Genomic DNA, 17785 nt, shown 5'->3' on the forward strand with positions numbered 1-17785 from the left:
ATCCTCCAGTGCCTTGCCTCACCTCATGAAAGAGCTGAGCAGGAACGTATTCCTCTTGCTTGAGACGATCGGTCATCACATTTTTCCTTACAAACCAGCTACGGCCAGTTCTTCCTTCAAAGTGGAGAGTCGACTATGCAGCTTGCGTAACGAGGCGATGTAGTTTGTCCGCTGCTCAGGTTCATCCAACTTCTCATACAGGGACCGAATTTTTACCAGGTATCGACACGCAACTTGATAGTTGCCGCGTCCACGCTCAGTGATGAGATGCTCAACGTGTTGCTGGTAGAGGTCTATCGAAGCGTGAGGATAGGCCTCTTCTGTGCGTTCAGCGGCTTTTAGCGCTACGTCAGGAGTACGAGCATAGTCGTACTTCCATTGATACCCCTCATGACCATGGGGCCTTGCCGCTTCTAGTAAATGGAGTGCTTGCTCACTATCGCCTTCATCGAGTGCAATTTCTACCAGGGTAGAGGTGTTATGCATGGTTTTCAGAAACGTATGGGTTGCTTGCCGCGCCGCTTCCCAGGTTCCAAGTTGGATCGCGAGTTCGCGTATTTTCTGGTACTCCGCAAGCCATGGTCGCTTACGGAAAATGAGTTCGGCCATCTCAAGTGCTGCTGCAAGATGATTCTTCGCCAGGTGGTGGTTTTTCAGCCATTCCGCCGCAATGGTATGCCTTTCCTGCTGAGCCTTTTCATACATCATACGTTCAATCGCGACGTCCTGCCCATACTGAACAAAGAGGTCTGCAAGCTTCACCACCTGCCAACCATCAACCTGGCTCGCATCCTGAACAGCTTCATCCACCCGACTCAGCTCCAGCAGTCGGGCGACGACTTCCTGGACACTCTTTGTCTCACGACCGATCCGCAGGAATTCCTCATCGCTCAGTCTGTCTGCCTCCAAAGCTAACAGCAGGCTACCATAGTGCTGCCAACGCCACTCGCTCTCCTGCTTGTTTTGTTGAAGTTCGGCAAGGGCAGCGTGAACCCATTGTGCAATCTGGTGTTTTTCTTCAGGCGTAGTAGATTGGAGGAATTCGGATGGAATATCTTTCGTCAGACCAAATCCACCATGATCGACATCAAAACGGTACACCTCAAAAATGGCCGTGAGAATCTGCTTGCGGAGTAGCTCATCATCTGGCTCGTTCTCCAGGCAGGCACCCAGACCCTCGACACACTCTTGCACAATGCGACCCAGAGCTCCATCCTCATCATGATAGGAAGAGTAATAGCTGAGAGTTTCTCTTGCCACCACTTCATAGATCGCTGCCGAGTTGGCATAGTTCCGTTGTTGAGCGAAGTGAACGGCAGTAGCAGTAATTGTAGAGAGATCAGATGAGATACCATAGACGGCATCCCACTCGCGGCTGGCATGTTGAAAAGCAGCATCGACCTGACGGCGATACTCATCGGTATCGACCGGCACACGTTTATGACCGGGCGGAGGTGGCATAGTGAGTTGCCATTCCACCTCTGGTTGTTTCTGGAATAACTGCTTGATGAGTGTGAGTAACTGGGCTTTGCTCTGTCGCTCCAGGATGGTATCGATATCGTCCATCTGGGTGAACGCTCCTGGCCGCATGTGCCAGGTGAGGAGCAATGCCGCAACATGCTCGCATGCGCACTTCCCATCTATTGAAGTATCTCCTGAACAGGAGCAAAGAGTCGTCGTGATACTGGTATCGTCAAATGCGACCTGTACACGATACGGTTCGGGAAGCGAGCCGTAGCAATAGGCTTTGAGAATCATGCCTTGCCGTACTGGGCCAACAATGGCACCATTACGGACAGACTGCTGACCCTTCGAGAAGTTTTGCTTGCCGACAAAGCGACGGATATCGTGCTCAGTCAGTGCGAGGATGCTCTTCATTTCCGGGTTCCCTTTACAAGCAAGTTCTCGTAGCGCTGGCGAATGGAAGTCGCTCCCAATTTCGTCTCTTGGCTAGCGGAAGGAGCGTCTTGTACCCAACTGACGATGACTTCTCGTTCCTGCATCAATGAGTGTAGAATGTGAGTACTAGGTACCTTCCTGCCTGATTTCCCCAACTATTCTACCACAACTGAACTGAGCTTGCCCCTGTTTGATGGTTTCTCTGAAAACCTCTAAGGTGGCTTACCTAGCCACCAGGGGTTACCTTCACCGCATACCTTGGTACGGATTGAGAAAGAAGCGGTAGCGCGGAGGCTGTTTGCCAAGCTGTGTTGTGGCTTTCTTTTTTCGATTGGCCATCGATAAGTTGCTACTCCTTAATAAAAGTGATTGATTGGTTGAGCTTGCTGCCCTTAACGGCTCATTGAGTTCAACCCGAACAGGTGGACCTGTTCGTCGAGATGTACGGAGCACGACAAGATTGCTTTTGGCGATTGCATAGTCAGGATCGATCTCAAGTGCGCGCTTCAAAGCCGCTTCGGCTTCATCGTAGCGTTCCTGCATCATCAGGCAGATTCCCAGATTCCCCCAGGGCTGCCTGCGGTAAGCAGTCTCCCATGGCAATTGATGTTTGAAATGCCTGCCCGGCCTCCTCTTTCTTCCCGCTTTCCATGAGGAGCAGGCCCTGCTGGAAAAGGGTTTCTTGCTCGATCAATTGATCCACCATAAAGTCAGGTCCGCGCAATGTGATGGGACTTTTCCGTGAGCTGACGACTGAACTGCAACGCTTCATCGAACTGCTCAGTCAGTTCACTTCTTGTGTTCAGTTCGATGGCCCGCTCAATGTCGCGTAACGCTTGACCAAAGCGCATGGTAAAGCGATTTGCCATACTTCGGTTGTACCAGAGTTCGGCGTTCTTCGGTTCGAGAGTACGCGCCTGGGTAAACGCGTCATAGCTTTGCGGGAAGTGCTGAAGCATGCCCTGGGCAGTTCCCAGTTGTGCCAGCACATCAGCGCGCTGCGGCGCATGCTGTGGGAGATAGTTCAACAGGCGCTCGCAGGTAGCCACTGCCTCAACATAGTTTCTTTGCACGATCTGGGACCCAATGAGGTCGAGCTGTTTATCAACTGGTGAGACGTTGGTGATGATGCGGTTTTTCTTTTTCGATGTATGTGCTTTTTTCGCCATCGTTCGTTCTCCTCACTTTCCCTGGTCACGCGCAGCGAAGCCACGTGGCTTCGCTGCCCCCACTAGAGACCTCTTTTGTCCAATTCTTCTTTCAACGCTCGTAAGCTCTTGTTGCTGTTCCGCAGGGTGGTAATATACCTCTCCCATTCCGCTTCCTGCTCCTGCTTCTGGTACAAGCGTTTGATCCGGGTCAAGTAGCCTGTCGCTTGCTGGTAATTTTCGCGTCCACGCCCATCAATGAGTCTTTGGACCACAGGCTTGTACAGCCGAAGCGCTTCATTCGGGTAAGACTCCTCGGCAGCTTCTGCCACTTGCGCTTGGTAGCGGCTCGCAGGACCCTCAAAGCGATATCCTATGGATATCGCTCCTGGTGTATGCTCCATCTCCGCCAGGGCTGCAAGCGCCTGGCCGATCTCTTTCTCATCCAGGTAGAGAGTGACGAGCGCCCCCCAACGGCCTTGCTGTTCTAACGTCTGGATCAGCTGTGGTCGCAGGCCAGGCCAGAGATCTCCCGGCTGACCAGTTGCCAGGGCCGCCGATCGAACGGAGCGATAGGTGGTATGGTCCGGGTTCGCCTGGAAACGCGCGAGCTCCATGTCCGTCGCTTGCTTTGCCTGGCCGTACAACAGGTACTTTTCGCCCAGCCAGCGCCGATACGTCTCGACGGCCTGTGCACTTGTGAAGTCCTGTGACTTGCCCGGGAGGGCAGGTTTGACCTCTCCCAGCCTCATTTCTACAAATGCCAGGGCCTGCTCTTGCCACACCTCACCTGATTTCAACAACTGCTCTGCAAACCAGGTCACGTCCATCGGTTCGGTGACGTTGGCCTGGGCGATGGACAGTGCTTCCTGTTGACGGCCAAGCTGCAAGCATTTCTCTGCCATTTCTTTGTACAGGCCGACTTTGCGATATTCTTCAAGGACATCTTCCTCGCTGAAGTGCTCTGCCTGTTTGAGCGTCGCCAGAAAGTCGATGAGGTGGCGGTTGTGCCACTTGCTTGAGAAGTCCTGCCCGGGTCTCAGCTCCTCACGTATCCATGCTTCAATGCTCTTCCGTTCCTGTGCTGTTGCGTGCTCCGCCAGCGCCTCAGCGACATCTTCCCCAATTCCACCATAATTGTAGCCAAATTTCCAGAGGTCGAACAGCGCTGTTAACAGCTCCTCGCGTGCTGAAGGACCCAATCGTTCATGTTGTGGGAGCGTGGGCTGAGCGTTCAGACAGGCGACCAGGCCAGCAGCGCATTCACCCAGAACCCAACTGACCTGGCCCTCATCGTGTAATCCCTCATAGTGGATCATCGTTTCTTCTGCAAGAGCTGCGTACACCGTCTGAGCGTTGGCCCACTCGCCCGCCTCGGCAAAGTCCTTGCCAATGTCGGAGAGGTGCTCTAAATCACCTGCAACGCGGCTGGCCGCATCCCATCCTTCTCCCGCGTGATAGAAAGCCGAGTCCACCTGACTTCGAATAGCGGAGGGATCAAGCGTCCGCTCTCGCCCCTTGCCTGGCCGCTTCTTCTGTTGGGTCGTTGCCGTCAGCGGCAGCTCCGCCAGCAATTCTAGTAAGGGTTCTATCTCAGGCTGTCGTTGCACCAGTTGTTCTAGTAAAGCCAGGAGTTCTTCGCGGCTCTTTTCGCCGAGCCGCCCCATGAGTCCCGGCTGATCTTTCCCATTCGCTCCACGGTGGATTTTTGCCATCGAGGTTTCCTCCGTTCCCTTTCTCTGCCAGCATCTCAAAGTGGTTTCACGTTCACTGACCGCGTGGCCTGGCCGCTTTTAGATCCCTTTTACCTGGGACCTGTTTTTCTTCCTGTACGACGGTCCCGATCATGTTATACCTCGAATCTTCTCACGAGACAACATCTGCGCAGACGGAAGAGACCGTCGTTGAGGCAGTCGGCAACGGACTTTTTCGGAAAAGATGAACAGTATTCCTCGGTACATCGCACGATTCAAAGGGTGCTCCCCCAAGTGGTATTCCTGAATCTGGGAATGTGAGCGCCTTGATCTCTTTTCACAGAGTGATGCTTTCTGGCTCCTGGGCGTTTAGATTGGAGGCAAAGGCTTACTCCTTTTCCCTGGAGGCACATTTCCAGGCGCCAGCGACTGCTGTAAAGTAGCTGTTCAGAACGCCAGAGAGATATAGTATACAGAGGGGGAAGTTGCCAGAAGGAGGAATAAAGCAGATGAGAGAAAAGCGAAAGAAGCACCAGAGGTCAAGCAGCAAAAACCGAGGGGTCGATCAAGCATATGATGAGGAGACCCCATTCAATCCTTACCTGAAAGCAGCCATCCTGGAGGTGGTCGAAAATCAGGTTCGTCACAATGATCCTCCTGAAACGCGACAGGCACTTGAGCGACTTCTGGGGAAAGGGTATTCGCGTAAGCAAGCCATAGAGATGATTGGATCTGCAGTGGTAGAAGAGATCTGGGCTGTAATGCATGACCACAAACCGTTTGATCGAGCACGTTTTGCCGCATTTCTTGAGCAACTAGGCTAAATGTGCTGTCCTGAACAATTTTTGGAATAGAATGAGCACAGAAGGTGAAGAACCGTTTTCTCGCCTGAGAAAGAGTATCAGCATCCGCACTGATTGTAGAAAAAGCTCTTTCCACGTTTTTGCGAGGTTCAGAATTTCACCAAGTCCTTTCTTCTCTTTTTTCAGACTGGCAGCCACCGATGAACAAAATGATGAGAGAGGGGAAAGAGCCATTGCATCTGGGCAGAAAAACGTTTCGCCGCTTTCTTCTGTATCGGCATGGACCAACATTTACCTTTCTGGCAACGCAAACGCGCGGTCTTGCAAGCGTTTGACAAAGGCGGGACGACGCAGGTGTGGCTGGACCCAGGCCGAGAAACGCTCTTGAAACTCCTGGTTTTTCTGGAAGTGGCTGGCGGTCTCACGCAATTCGATCAAGACGCGAACAGCTTCGTCGTAACCTGCGCCTGAACCACGTGTCACCGCCTGATCGACCTGGTGCCAGTAGTTATCCTGGTGATCGTGAATATCTTGGAGGTGCTGCTGATGGATCTCCTGCTGCCGTTCACGCTCCTCGCGTTCCTGCCGAGCCTTTATGGTCCTACTTTCGGCGAAGAGGGTAGCATAAGGAACACGCTCACCTCTTGGAAAAATTGGGCTGGCTTTGCGAGGGTTCAGTTCGCGTAACTCCTTGACAAGCAGGCGGCTCAGACGCGGCTCATTGTGTGCTAATCGAATCAGATAATCGCTACAGCGATCTGGGGGCAGCAACTTGACCCAGGCGGCAACATCATCGTCAGTCGATGGTGCGGTTGCTTGGCTATGTTGAGCCGCAGCAGCAAGGAGTTCTTGCGGCACCTGTAACAATTCCGCCAATGCTTGCTGCGCTGCTGTTAACTTGCTAAAGGCGGGCGGAACAGGTGGTACATTGATTTCATCGTCCTCTTCATCGCCGTTTCCCATCATGCGCTGACTGGCCAACCAGACAACATAGAGCGATCGCAGGTCGCCATCCATCAATTCGTCGCGAATGCTGATAAGTGATCCCAGTTCATAGTCAATCCACTCATCAGGACTCTCCATCTCACCAAAGTGGATATCAAGGATATCATAATCTGGGTGCCGGGTGAACGTGACGAACTCATCGAGATCATAACCATTGATGAGTTCGGCTGGCAAGATTCCATGCGGGAAACGCAAAGCCAGTTCGGGCGAGCCCCAGTTGGCCCAATACAGAAAGCCATCAAAAAAGGTGTAGAGCACTTTGATGGGGTCGTGCTTGAAGTTCCCCCACTGATATTCAATGAGGGCATGGGTGGAAGATGCCTCGATATGACTGGAAAGGGCATTGACTGCATCGAGTTGTGCCCGTGTCAGAGGTCGATCGCTGGTCATGAATTCGTATCGTTGGTATTCGCTCATCTCGACTTATCCTCTCTATGAGGCCACGGCTAGTACTTATAGAACTTCATCTACTCGTTGCTCAACTACTTCCCTTATATGTTAAAATTTTGAAATTTGGTCTGTGTGATCCATTGTAAACATGAAAAAGAATGAGCATCGAGCAGCGAAAAAGGTCACCATAACCGTAGAATAACTCTGCGGTCAACGTAGAAAAAGTACGCTACAAAACAATAAGCGTGGAACAAGAATATTGAACATCCTGGCATGATGTCAAAGCTGTTTGCCAGGTTTGTCGCATTGATTGAAGGTTAGGCTCAACTGATCCAGATAATTGCTCCCAAGGAGCACATGCGTGATATGTTATATGTGAGCAACGAAGGAGGCAGAGCATGGAAAAAGCACACGCATTGGTGAACGTTCGAGATATCAACCTGATCTGTCAGTATTACAAGACTTACGCCCAGATTGAGGGCCTAACCAGGAGACGCAAAATTACGCGAGCCCGCAGGCGAAAGGGCGTTCTGGAAGTCAGAACAGCATCCCGCGACGAATGGATACAGCCTGTTGCGTGGATCGAGTGGATCAATGATCTGGGCGTACCCATTCGATATATGGCTCAGGATATTCGCTGAGAGGCCGTTTTTTTCTCGCAGAGGAACGAGGTGATAATGGGAAAGAAAGATGAGAAGACGATTCCAAGGCTTGGAAAACAAGCTCTGCGCTACCGCTTTTTTCTCAATCCTTACCGGGACGCGCGGTTTAGCAAGTGCCCGCAATGCGCAAACAAGACGGGGCAGCGGAAACTACCGCTGTTCATCCATATCAACCCAAAGCAACCACTCCTACTGAATAAGACCTGCCGCTACTGTCCCCACTGTGATCTGTTGATCGCTCACCAGAATGAGTTAGATGAGATTATCACGAGGGTCTTCACCGTCCTCGACCCGGAAATCGTTGGTAATCAGTATCTGGTGATTGGAACATTGGATCGAACTGACTGGAAGCGTATAGATCAGCAGAAACTTCCTGTCCAGGATTCGATTGAGGCGCTGCACGACTTTAAAGAGGTGGTTATATTCAAGCCCATGGGCGGGTGGAGAAGATAGGGCGCTGATCTACCTAAAAGAGGCGCACATAATGGGCCAAAGTTATCACTATAGGCATTTTTTAATCTGAAAGGCGCTTATAAAAGATCAGTGGCAAAATAAAGTCTTTATATTTTGGTGCATCAGCCGTGCCACGGATCACACAGGCCGCATCCCACAGCCAGGTCTCAAGCTCAGAAATAGTCAGGTGATTGTCAGACTGAATTGTGAGGGGTAATGCTGATTGGCTTGCCGCCATGTTTCCTGCCTGGTAGCTTCCACTTCCATTTTTCTTACGTGCCAAGGTCCGTCTCCTACCGTTCTTCTGTGCAACATATTTGTAGAGGTGAGAGTATTATACACGCATCTAATGACGGAATAAAGCCTTTACAACGTCCTCCATCCACCTCGTTCATCGCAGGAGAATAAGATTATGAGCATTTGATGATACAAGAGTTTAAATGTATAATAGAAAACAATCAATATACATTAAGAGGTTAGAGATGAAAGCTCAAATTGCGTTTACCTTTGATATAAATGCGTTACAAAGGTTGCGGTATATCCAATTGTGTCTGAATGATAAACCGCCCTATAAAATCTCTTTCGCGAATCCAGCTTATCCATCAGTACAAACTTTTCATCGGAACTACTCAGCAAATGGCTATCCTTTTCCACTCATTGCCTTATTGCATGCTACGGCAGTAAAAAAGCTTGGTTATCCAGTAAATGCTCCTCGTCTTCTTAAGAAAAGCATGCTTGTTACTGGAGCCTTATATCTGGCTTTAAATCCACGGCATAGAGACCTGGAGATGCGTGAAATTATGGGTGACTTTGCCTCGGGTTTCAGTCACGACATTGGGGTAGGGCTTACTCTGTTAATAACCTCAGAAATGTTTAATATTTGCATTGATGAATTCAATCCCGTGAAAGTGCGAGGGCAAAAAGCCCTAGACTACGCAACTCTGCTCCCAAATAACGCAGGTTTGTTGCAAGTAGAGGCCAAAGGAGTCACAAGTGATGGAAGTCGTAGCCAGGCAAGACGGGATATAGTTAAAAAGAAGCAAGCCAGTGGCAATACAGTGCAATTGCAGTCAGAAACAACACTCACACATAGCCAGGTTATTAAGCTAGGCATCATTGTACAGGCTGCTCAACGCAAAAGATCATCACCTACTAATTCCAGCAAAAGGACGCACAGCCAAGGGTTAATTGAGATCATTGATCCCGAACCAAATAGCCAGATAAGCCAATTATCAGAAAATTATTTTAAAGCTGGAAAATATTGGCACTATGCTGGAGTCGCGTTATTTTCAGGTTTGCCACAGATCGCGAAAGAATTCGCCTTACGAGCGGAAGCCCTTATAGCTGGGTCACATCGAAGACCTCAATTACTAAATTATCATTTTGATAAGCGGATGATATGGTCGTATAGAGACAGAACCCTTGTGGGTATTAGATGGCAACCAAGTGATCTTCCTATGGGAAACGACGATGTTTGGTTTTATCAGGCGGCAGACCAATTAACTTTGGAGAAAATTCTCAGTTATGACGTTTTCCCAGAAACATATTCCTATCATCCCGACACTCAAAGAGCGATACAAGACAATATTGCAGAAAGCCTGCTTCCCGATGGATCATATTTTGGTATTGGTATGCGTAACCAAGGAGGATTGGAACTCCTTTCTCCAGACACCGATTCTGGTCCGCAACAACACTTGCTTTGGTAGTTTGCTTAGTGTTATAGCGGCGTTCACAAAGATCGAGCCACCTCGTTCTTCGGCCTTTCTTTCAAACCAGAGGGCTCGCCCTGGTAATCTCTGTGTGATGAGGTTGTCATATCTTCTCCACGACTCATATAATAACCGTATGTGGGTGCTCTTTTTCTCAGCTTGCAACACGATTGAGCCTTTCTGAAAGGAGCTCTCAGGTGGGGAAAAGCTTACAACATGTCACACAGCGCAAACAGAGACGGGGTGGGATGTCTAGAGGAAAGCCGGTTCCTCACGCTCGCCCTTTGAGGGGAACACACAAGCGACTCAACCAAGTGGAAGCCCTCTGGGAGTCTTTCCCGGAGGGTCTCATTGCGTGTGATCGCAACCAGAAGATTATACGGATCAATGCTGCTGCTTGCAAGCTCTTTGAAGTGGGTTCCGAAGCCCAATGTCAAGGAAGAGACTACCAGCAATTTCTCACATCTTACATCCGCTCTGATGAGCAGCCACCATGCGCTCCCTCAGAGCAATGGCTGATGAACCTCGCTCTTGTCGGGATAACAGGAGCTTGTTCGCCAGCACAGGCGCTGCTGCTGCATCTCCCTTCGGGGCGCACGATCTCGGTGACGGTTCGTTCCTTTTCCGCGAGTGATCAAGAGCGCGACGTGGAAGAAACCGTCTCTGTCATCCAGGAGTTCACACATTGCCGTCAGGAAGTCTCCCACCTCCAACGTACCCATGAGGCGATGTTGAAGTTGATTGCCGCGATCGCGCAGATTCCTGAACAAATGGATCACGTCTTGCCAGAAGAAACCTTCCTCCTCTCGCCTTCGGTGCTCTTCGTGGCCCAGCAGGTGGTGGATGTCGTCCGGTCTGTCCTGGATGGTCTCTGGGTGGGCATGCTCGCGTTCGGTCGTCGAACAGGCCATCTGTATTTTGTCGCAGGCAGTGGCTATACCGCTGAACAAGAACAGTACTGGCGAGACATTGGGGGATTCTTCCATCTCTCAGAAGTGCTTGACGACGCGGCACGCGCTCGCCTGGGCGCCAACCAGGAGGTCGTGCTGGCGTATGATCAGTTGCACACCATTGAACGTCTCGGGAAACAACTGCCTTTTCCGGCGCATCTTCACCCCGTGTCTCCTAGCTCCGAGACTTTCCTGTTCCTTCCGCTGTTTTTGGAGCAGCAGTGGGTTGGGGTGTTGGCCATCATCAAAGCAAGTTCGAAGGGGGCGCACACGCTAGAGGAGATTGCGCTGGTGAGAGCCGTCACCGCGCAGACCATGCTGCTCCTTGAGGGCATTCACGGTTTCTCTGCACAGGAAGGGAAAAAGAACAGAGCACTCATCCAGCGCGAAGTGCATCGCCTGGCGGGCGACTTTCTGATCCTGGCCACGCATGAACTGCGCACCCCACTGACGGGGATCCTGGGCAATCTGCAATTAGCACAGCGCCGCTTGCAGACCTTAAAGGATCAGCTCGCTCCTCCGTCAGCTCAGATACGCGAGCCCCTTGCCCATGTTCAGCAACCCTTAGTCTCAGCGTCACAGAGTGCCCAGCTTCAGCAGCGGATGATCAATGACTTGATCGATGATGCGCGGATCCAGACCAATACGCTCACCTTGTCCTTGCACCAAGAGGATTTGGGCACCCTGCTCCGAGAGGTGGTGGCCAGGCAGCAACACGCCGCGCCAGAGAGTCCCATCGTGCTGGATGTTCCGCCTTTGGAACAAGGTGTGCCCATCCTCGCCGATGCCGGGCGGATCACGTACGTGCTCACCACCTACCTGACGAATGCACGTACCTCTTCTCCTCCAGGACGGCCGGTCGAGGTGCACTTATGGGTGGAGGAAGCGCTCGCACATGTCTCCATCCACAACGAGGGAGCAGGCATTGCGAGAGAAGATCTTGATCATATTTGGGACCGCTTCTATCGCGCCAAAGGCAGCGCGGTCCAACATAGACTGGATCTGAGCTGTGGATTGCCCCTGTATTTGTGCCGGGTGTTCATTGAACGGCATGGGGGGAGCATTGGGGTCCAGAGTGCTCCTGGCCAGGGAGCCACGTTCTGGTTGACAGTGCCCATCACCCCATCTCTGGGAAAGTGAGACACGTTCCCTTGCCGTCTGGCTCAAGCTCTGTGAACACTGCTCTAGATTCTATCAAGCTGTGTCCAGTTCATCACCTCTCACTTGAGACTCATTGTCCTCTATGCCATAAGGTTCTGCCACATCTAGCTCAGCGTAGCAGAGTTGGGCATTGCCCATTCTGTTCGTGTTGGTTAGGGAAGGATAGTGGCAATACTGAATTGATGCTCTCCAATGCAACAGATTTTAATCGGCAGTGTTGGATAAACCTTTCCATAGGTGAATTACTCGCAAGTAACTCTAACACTTCTAACCCGCCATCTAAAGAGCAAATTCCGAGTATGATAAAGTTGCTTTTAGATACACACGCCGATGGGAATTTGAGTGCATTAGCACGTATACTACAATTAGACGTACAAGTCTTATGGGCATATATTAACGAACGGCATCTGCCGCATTTCCATATACTGTTACGCGTATGTTATTTACTATCAATTTCACCTTTAGAATTTCTAACAGAAAGCCCTCGTCTGCTGCAAACAAGGTTTCCATCTGATAAATATGAAATAAAATGTGTATTTAGTGATAAATGGAAACGAATAGCTGAAAGCGATATAAAACTTATGCAGCAATCATTGGCAGATTTACTACAGAAGGAAATATATCCATTTCCAAGTTTAAAGAAAATTGCTAATGATATTGGTTGCCATCCTTCTACACTCTTAAAGTATTGTCCCGATCTATGTAAAGAAGTCAACAAGCGTTATCGAAAGCAATGGGCCAATGATAATGCTAAAGTTTGCCTCATGCGAACTTTAGAAAGCGCGCTCGTCTCTGAGAAGCGAGTACCATTGTCATTTGTTGCCAGACAAGTAGGTTGCGCCCCAGAGACATTACGTAAATATTTTCCAGATCTTTGTTCCGCAGTTGTCACGCGATATTATGAGAGATATGACCGTGACTTCATTCAAAAAAAATTGGAAGATTGCCTTGATCAGAGAGAAAACATACCTTCAATTAAAGAAATAGCTGTATCTATTGGTCACAATGATAGCTTCCTCTGGTGGCACTTTCCCGAATTATGTAAGCAAATTTCTTTAAAGCGTCGCTTAGAAAGAGAAGAGCAACATAAGAGACGGCTGGATAACATTTGTTATAGTATTACTCAAGCAGCTTTATTACTCCATTCCCAAGGCGTTTATCCCAGTGCCAGACAGATAGCCCAATTAACAGGAGATCCCTTTTTATTAGTAGAAAGGGAAGCACAAGAAATGTGGCGTTCTATAATGAAAGATTTAGGATATTCGACGTACTTGTAGAGAATATAACTATCTCAGAGAAATTGGGCAGGAATATATTAAAAGGTAATCGAACTATATTTTACTTGATATTTAAGGTAAAATAAGGATTCTTATACAATTCTTGGTAAAAAGGTCCGGTTGGTCGCGAAGAAAGACTGCTTTTTACGCTCAAAGGAAGGTTCACATTGCACTGAAAAGCTCATCCGTCACTAGGAATGTGTAATAACAAAATTGGAAGCATAGTTTTGCAGAGAAAAATGGAAGCATAGTTTTGCAGATTCTGCAAAACCTATGGGTTAAATTACAGGTCCAATGACACGGCGCACAGCATGCATTTCACTCAAAAAGGCAGAGGCGTATGAGAGTCGAACTCACCGGGGACCGCGCCGAGCGACCCCCCAGCCGTTTTGAAGACGGTGAGACCCACCGGGGCCCCTACGCCTCCTCGTCGGTGGACATGTGCTATTGTGCCACTCGACAAGGTGCCTGTCAAGCCAGGGCGCGGATACGCTGGAGGGAGACTTCGGTGAGGTCTTTGACGACGAGATTGGCGGCGCGTAGTCCGGGGAGGTCACGCTCACCAGCCACGGCGATGGAGCGCATACCGCCGGCGCGTGCGGCCTCAATTCCGGCGACGGCATCCTCGATGACCAGGCAGCGCGTGGGGGCAACACCTAGAGAATCGGCGGCCTTGAGGAAAACGTCGGGGGCAGGCTTACCGCGCGCAACCTCTTCGCCAGAGACCAGGGCGTTGAGATAACGCTCAAGGCCAAGGACCTCACTGATCAGGGCGATATTTTCGCGGGGTGTGGAGGAGGCGAGGGCCTGGGGATAGCCCGCCTTGTGGAGAGCGGCTAGCAGTTCTTCCGAGCCAGGGAGGAAGGCGATGGTGTGGCGGGCATAGTCGCGGAAGTAGGCCTCTTTACGGTCGGCCAGTTCTTTGATGCGCTCAGGGGTGGCCTCGCCGACCATGGTGGGGATGATGGCGTCGTTGCGCCAGCCGAAGGTGGACCAGAATTGCTCATCGCTATAGGGGATGTTCAAGTCCTGCGCCAGGCGATACCAGGCTTTGCGATGGGAGTCGGCGCTATCAATGATTACGCCGTCAAGATCCCAGATTACGGCACGGACGATTGCTTCTGTCATAGAAATGTGTGCTCCAGTAATGGATGTTTTAGCTGAAGAATAAATGAGCTTTTCTTCATCATACCATATGAGTCAGGGGTTTCCAGTTCTTGCCTCGGCTCGCTACGCTCGCCTCGGGGGAAGGGGATGTGGATGGCAACGGCGAAGCTGTTACCATCCACATCCCCTTCCCCCGAGCGCCGCTGGCGCGAAGACTCTCCGCGAAGGGAGGGTACGGGTGAGCGTCATGTTTTTGCAATTGGGCTAGACAAAAGCCCCCTCTTCTGCGAAGATGTGTTCATTCTCAAGAGGGGAAGGGAAAAACATGAGCGAAGAGACTGATCAAGGCTGGCAACAACTCAGCGCACAGATTCTCACCGATATCAAAGCCTGGCGGCGAGACCATCCCAAGGTGACCTTACGTGAGATTGAACAGGAAGTGCATCAGCGCCTGAGTCGACTGGAAGCCCAAGTGATTCAAGATGCAGCTCAAGCAAGTGCGCAACGTGACTGGAGTGGTACCTCAGCCCAAGAGCGCCCCACCTGTCCCGTGTGTGGCACCCCACTGCAAGCCCGTGGGAAACGACCCCGCCGTCTGCAAGGAGCAGGAGGACAAGAGATCACGCTCAGCAGAACGTACGGAACTTGCCCCACGTGTGGGACAGGGCTTTTTCCCCCTCGATGAGGAGTTAGCTCTCCCAAGAGGGAGGAACTTGACATCGTTGCAACACGAGCATCTGGTCCATCTTTCGAGCTGGATGCCTTTTGCGCGAGCTGCTGAGATGATGCAACGTCTGCTCGGGGTTCAGGTCAGTGAAGCGAGCGCGCGTCGACAGAGTGAGCAGGCAGGTGCCTTGGCCCTGGCGGTGCAAACGGTTCTGGCCTCGGAACCTTTCGCCTCGTCACCATCTGTGAGCAAGCCTACCAAGCGCCTGGCCATCAGCGCCGATGGGGCCTATGTGCCTTTGCTCAAAGGGCAGTGGGCAGAGGTTCGAACGGTGGCTTTTGGAGAAGTCGAACCCTCCACCAGTCCGGCTGGAGCACAAGAGGTCACGGTCAGTCATCTCTCCTATTTTTCTCGCATGTGTGATGCTCAGACCTTTGCGACCTTGGCTGATGTGGAGATGCGAGAGCGAGGGGTCCGGCAGGCTCAAGAAATCGGAGCAGTCACTGATGGTGCCGAGTGGTTGCAGGGCTTCCTCGATCTCCACTGTCCCCAAGCGTTGCGCATCTTGGATTTTCCTCATGCAGCAGAGCATCTCCATCTGCTCATCCAAGCGCTCCAACAAGCCGGCCTCGTTCTGCCTGACGACCTGCTGGAGCGTGCCTGCCATCGACTCAAACATCGAGGTCCCCGTTTGCTCATCTGGCTGCTTGCTCGTTTACCAGCTCAGATCGCCCAACAGGAAGGGGTGCGTGAACAGGTCGGCTATTTTCTCAAACGCGAAGCCTTGATGCAGTATCCCCAGTTTCAAGCCGCAGGCTGGCCGATTGGGTCAGGGATGGTGGAAAGCGCCAATAAAGTGGTGGTGCAAGCCCGCCTCAAAGGAGCAGGTATGCATTGGGAGCCCAGTCATGTCAATCCCATGCTCACCTTACGCAACGCCGTCTGTAATGAGCGATGGGATCTCTGCTGGCAAGAGATTGAGCGGGAGCAACTCCGTCACCGGGAGCAGCGTCGCAACGAGCGAGCGACACCTCGTCTTGAGCAGATGGTCTCTTCCTTGATGCTCTCGCTCCTTCGCTTTCGTTCCCCTACTCCCAAGCCACTTCCCCCTCCCCCTCGTCCAATGGCACCTGCTGCCACCTTACCTGGTTCCTCACGCCCTTCAACCCATCATCCATGGAAACGAGTGTTGGCTTGTCGTCCCAAATCCATTGCAAAAAGATGACGCTCACCCGGAGGGTACCGAGAAATAGACGTATCCCACTGCGTCATGCTAGAATAAATGGCATATTATAGAAGGAAAAAAATTTTTCCAGCTTCTATCTCAATATCTCAACGGTGCGGGCGAGGTAGAAGGGGAACATTTGGGCTCCTATGCTAAGCTATTTCTACCATAAAGAAAGCTATCGCGTTGAAATAGATAATATGTGACCTGGAGGAATTATTGATGAGTTTTCGTAGATTCTTTCAAGAAGAGATAGAGACCCTTCCTAAAGAGAAGCTGAAGGCACTACAGCTACAGCGTTTGCAGGCAATGGTAGAGCGCGTCTACCACCAGAATTCTTTCTACCGCAAGCTCTATGATGAAGTGGGGGTCAAGCCTTCGGATATTCAGTCATTGGAAGATATTCGCAAGCTGCCATTCCTGGAGAAGAAGAGCGTGCGCGGGGCCTACCCCTATGGGATGGCGCTAGCTCCCATTGGCGGCGAGAATGGCGCGGTAGAGGTTCATGCAACCAGTGGTACAACGGGCAAGAGTGTGCCGGTCTTCGCGACGATGAAGGATATTGAGAACTGGGCGGACTTGAACGCACGCGAGCTATGGATGACGGGTCTGCGGCCAGGCGATGTCTTTATGAATAGTTATGGCTATGGGTTGCCCACGGGCGGCTTTGGCTTCCATTATGGCGCGATGAAGATGGGCGTGATGGTCATCCCCATGGGTTCGGATGCGCGCCAGTACGAGCGCTTCATCGATTTTATTTTCGACTTTGGCGTGGCTGGCATGTGTATGACGCCCTCCGTTGGACTCTACGTCGGCAATAAGGCGCGCGAGATGGGGGTTGACTTCAAGAAGAGCAAGCTGAAAGTTGGTCTCTTTGGCGCGGAGCCATGGCCCTGGGAGACACGCCTCAAGTTGGAAGAGTATTTCGGTATTACGGCCTATGATGAGTTTGGCATGACTGAGTTTCTGGGGCCGGGCATGACCTGTGAATGCGAGACACGCGATGGCATGCACGCCTGGGCGGACGCCTTCCTGGTGGAATGCATCAATCCCGAGACGGGCGAGCCTGTGGGCGAGGGCGAAGAGGGCGAACTGGTCTGGACCTGGCTCAACGCCGATGGTACGGCGATGCTGCGCTATCGTAGCCGCGACCTCTCACGCATCTGGTGGGAGGAGCGCTGCGCCTGTGGACGCACACATCCAAAGATCGCAGCCATTAAGGGGCGCACGGATGACGCCGTGCCCATTCGCGGCCTGATCGTCTTCCCCAGCCAGATCGAGGCAGCGCTGCTGCGCTTCCCCGAGACGGGCGCGAACTTCCGCATCATCGTCGACAAGCGTAACGGCCTGGATACCTTCGATCTGAAGGTGGAGGTCAAAGAGAACGCCATGCTGGAGAGCGAAGAGTTCGTGAAGCAGCTCCAGAAGCAGATGGCCGAGGCGGTCAAGTCGGTCACGGGCAACACGCCGCATGTTCACCTGGTACCAGTCGATAGTCTGCCACGCGCCACGGGTGGCGAGTCCAAGACCGCCAGTGCGCGCGTCGAGGATCGGCGCAACCTGCAAGCGGTCGAACAGAAGTAAGGCGAAGAGTAAAGAGAAGGGGCGGACCCGCTAATCAGCGGGTCCGCCCCT

General features: G+C 51.8%; 16 protein-coding genes, 1 tRNA gene and 1 pseudogene. 8 read left to right on the forward strand and 10 right to left on the reverse strand.

The window, feature by feature from the left end; genetic code table 11:
* Nucleotides 1-87: 87 nt before the first annotated feature.
* From KRAC_RS07150 to KRAC_RS07165, 5 genes are all read right to left on the reverse strand, one after another.
* Nucleotides 88-1878 (reverse strand): SWIM zinc finger family protein, encoded by a 1791-nt coding sequence (locus tag KRAC_RS07150; protein ID WP_007905623.1) that lies wholly within the window; start codon nucleotides 1876-1878, stop codon nucleotides 88-90.
* Between the two features lie 267 nt (nucleotides 1879-2145).
* Entirely contained in the window at nucleotides 2146-2445 is a 300-nt protein-coding gene (locus KRAC_RS74450) for a hypothetical protein (RefSeq protein WP_007905625.1), read from the reverse strand.
* Nucleotides 2423-2623, reverse strand: a complete 201-nt coding sequence (locus KRAC_RS07155; RefSeq protein ID WP_040442069.1) for a hypothetical protein — start codon at nucleotides 2621-2623, stop codon at nucleotides 2423-2425. The genes KRAC_RS74450 and KRAC_RS07155 overlap by 23 nt, the downstream gene beginning before the upstream one ends.
* On the reverse strand, nucleotides 2610-3068 hold the full coding sequence (locus tag KRAC_RS07160) for a hypothetical protein (RefSeq protein WP_007905632.1): 459 nt from the start codon (nucleotides 3066-3068) through the stop codon (nucleotides 2610-2612). Before KRAC_RS07160 ends, KRAC_RS07155 begins: the two co-directional genes overlap by 14 nt.
* A 62-nt stretch (nucleotides 3069-3130) precedes the next feature.
* Entirely contained in the window at nucleotides 3131-4762 is a 1632-nt protein-coding gene (locus KRAC_RS07165) for a hypothetical protein (protein ID WP_007905633.1), read from the reverse strand.
* A gap of 488 nt (nucleotides 4763-5250) precedes the next feature.
* Between KRAC_RS07165 and KRAC_RS07170 the strand changes: the two genes are divergently transcribed.
* Nucleotides 5251-5565: a DUF1841 family protein gene (locus tag KRAC_RS07170; protein ID WP_007905634.1), complete on the forward strand. Its 315-nt coding sequence runs from the start codon at nucleotides 5251-5253 to the stop codon at nucleotides 5563-5565.
* Here KRAC_RS07170 and KRAC_RS07175 read toward each other — a convergent pair.
* Both KRAC_RS07175 and KRAC_RS61010 read right to left on the reverse strand, forming a co-directional pair.
* Complete coding sequence (locus tag KRAC_RS07175; protein ID WP_040442062.1) at nucleotides 5557-5835, reverse strand: hypothetical protein; 279 nt, start codon at nucleotides 5833-5835, stop codon at nucleotides 5557-5559. The two genes, KRAC_RS07170 and KRAC_RS07175, sit on opposite strands and share 9 nt — an antisense overlap.
* The gene (locus tag KRAC_RS61010) at nucleotides 5836-6966 is read right to left on the reverse strand and encodes a hypothetical protein (protein WP_007905635.1); all 1131 of its coding nucleotides are present in this window, start codon (nucleotides 6964-6966) and stop codon (nucleotides 5836-5838) included.
* Nucleotides 6967-7337: 371 nt separating this feature from the next.
* Between KRAC_RS61010 and KRAC_RS07185 the strand changes: the two genes are divergently transcribed.
* Both KRAC_RS07185 and KRAC_RS07190 read left to right on the forward strand, forming a co-directional pair.
* Nucleotides 7338-7580: a hypothetical protein gene (locus KRAC_RS07185; RefSeq protein WP_007905636.1), complete on the forward strand. Its 243-nt coding sequence runs from the start codon at nucleotides 7338-7340 to the stop codon at nucleotides 7578-7580.
* A 36-nt stretch (nucleotides 7581-7616) separates the two neighbouring features.
* Nucleotides 7617-8054 (forward strand): hypothetical protein, encoded by a 438-nt coding sequence (locus KRAC_RS07190; protein ID WP_007905637.1) that lies wholly within the window; start codon nucleotides 7617-7619, stop codon nucleotides 8052-8054.
* A 64-nt stretch (nucleotides 8055-8118) separates the two neighbouring features.
* Here KRAC_RS07190 and KRAC_RS07195 read toward each other — a convergent pair.
* Nucleotides 8119-8292: pseudogene (locus KRAC_RS07195) on the reverse strand (type I restriction-modification system subunit M N-terminal domain-containing protein); the annotation flags it as partial.
* 244 nt (nucleotides 8293-8536) lie between these two features.
* Between KRAC_RS07195 and KRAC_RS07200 the strand changes: the two are divergent.
* The 3 genes from KRAC_RS07200 to KRAC_RS70890 all read left to right on the forward strand — a co-directional run bounded on the left by KRAC_RS07200 (nucleotide 8537) and on the right by KRAC_RS70890 (nucleotide 13151).
* Nucleotides 8537-9760 carry a hypothetical protein gene (locus KRAC_RS07200; protein ID WP_007905638.1) on the forward strand — a complete coding sequence of 408 codons (1224 nt, stop codon included), beginning with the start codon at nucleotides 8537-8539 and terminating at the stop codon, nucleotides 9758-9760.
* Between the two features lie 200 nt (nucleotides 9761-9960).
* Nucleotides 9961-11853, forward strand: coding sequence for a sensor histidine kinase (locus KRAC_RS07205; RefSeq protein ID WP_007905639.1), 1893 nt, complete (start codon nucleotides 9961-9963; stop codon nucleotides 11851-11853).
* A gap of 320 nt (nucleotides 11854-12173) precedes the next feature.
* Nucleotides 12174-13151 (forward strand): hypothetical protein, encoded by a 978-nt coding sequence (locus tag KRAC_RS70890; protein WP_157506338.1) that lies wholly within the window; start codon nucleotides 12174-12176, stop codon nucleotides 13149-13151.
* Between the two features lie 331 nt (nucleotides 13152-13482).
* Here KRAC_RS70890 and KRAC_RS70895 read toward each other — a convergent pair.
* A tRNA-Sec gene (locus KRAC_RS70895) sits at nucleotides 13483-13578 on the reverse strand.
* A gap of 44 nt (nucleotides 13579-13622) precedes the next feature.
* Nucleotides 13623-14279, reverse strand: coding sequence for an HAD family hydrolase (locus KRAC_RS07210; RefSeq protein ID WP_007905641.1), 657 nt, complete (start codon nucleotides 14277-14279; stop codon nucleotides 13623-13625).
* Nucleotides 14280-14740: 461 nt separating this feature from the next.
* Between KRAC_RS07210 and KRAC_RS07220 the strand changes: the two genes are divergently transcribed.
* Entirely contained in the window at nucleotides 14741-16150 is a 1410-nt protein-coding gene (locus tag KRAC_RS07220; RefSeq protein ID WP_007905642.1) for an ISKra4-like element ISKra2 family transposase, read from the forward strand.
* 222 nt (nucleotides 16151-16372) lie between these two features.
* Entirely contained in the window at nucleotides 16373-17734 is a 1362-nt protein-coding gene (locus KRAC_RS07225) for a phenylacetate--CoA ligase family protein (protein WP_007905643.1), read from the forward strand.
* Nucleotides 17735-17785: the final 51 nt, after the last annotated feature.

Source organism: Ktedonobacter racemifer DSM 44963, assembly GCF_000178855.1.
Lineage (GTDB): Bacteria > Chloroflexota > Ktedonobacteria > Ktedonobacterales > Ktedonobacteraceae > Ktedonobacter > Ktedonobacter racemifer.

What these genes read in the sequence shown, in the direction of transcription:
- KRAC_RS07150 (WP_007905623.1), bottom strand. Translation starts at nt 1,878, where the DNA reads ATGAAGAGCATCCTCGCACTGACTGAGCACGATATCCGTCGCTTTGTC.
- KRAC_RS74450 (WP_007905625.1), bottom strand. Translation starts at nt 2,445, where the DNA reads ATGATGCAGGAACGCTACGATGAAGCCGAAGCGGCTTTGAAGCGCGCA.
- KRAC_RS07160 (WP_007905632.1), bottom strand. Translation starts at nt 3,068, where the DNA reads ATGGCGAAAAAAGCACATACATCGAAAAAGAAAAACCGCATCATCACC.
- KRAC_RS07165 (WP_007905633.1), bottom strand. Translation starts at nt 4,762, where the DNA reads ATGGCAAAAATCCACCGTGGAGCGAATGGGAAAGATCAGCCGGGACTC.
- KRAC_RS07170 (WP_007905634.1), top strand. Translation starts at nt 5,251, where the DNA reads ATGAGAGAAAAGCGAAAGAAGCACCAGAGGTCAAGCAGCAAAAACCGA.
- KRAC_RS07175 (WP_040442062.1), bottom strand. Translation starts at nt 5,835, where the DNA reads ATGTTGGTCCATGCCGATACAGAAGAAAGCGGCGAAACGTTTTTCTGC.
- KRAC_RS61010 (WP_007905635.1), bottom strand. Translation starts at nt 6,966, where the DNA reads ATGAGCGAATACCAACGATACGAATTCATGACCAGCGATCGACCTCTG.
- KRAC_RS07185 (WP_007905636.1), top strand. Translation starts at nt 7,338, where the DNA reads ATGGAAAAAGCACACGCATTGGTGAACGTTCGAGATATCAACCTGATC.
- KRAC_RS07190 (WP_007905637.1), top strand. Translation starts at nt 7,617, where the DNA reads ATGGGAAAGAAAGATGAGAAGACGATTCCAAGGCTTGGAAAACAAGCT.
- KRAC_RS07200 (WP_007905638.1), top strand. Translation starts at nt 8,537, where the DNA reads ATGAAAGCTCAAATTGCGTTTACCTTTGATATAAATGCGTTACAAAGG.
- KRAC_RS70890 (WP_157506338.1), top strand. Translation starts at nt 12,174, where the DNA reads ATGATAAAGTTGCTTTTAGATACACACGCCGATGGGAATTTGAGTGCA.
- KRAC_RS07210 (WP_007905641.1), bottom strand. Translation starts at nt 14,279, where the DNA reads ATGACAGAAGCAATCGTCCGTGCCGTAATCTGGGATCTTGACGGCGTA.
- KRAC_RS07220 (WP_007905642.1), top strand. Translation starts at nt 14,741, where the DNA reads ATGCAGCTCAAGCAAGTGCGCAACGTGACTGGAGTGGTACCTCAGCCC.
- KRAC_RS07225 (WP_007905643.1), top strand. Translation starts at nt 16,373, where the DNA reads ATGAGTTTTCGTAGATTCTTTCAAGAAGAGATAGAGACCCTTCCTAAA.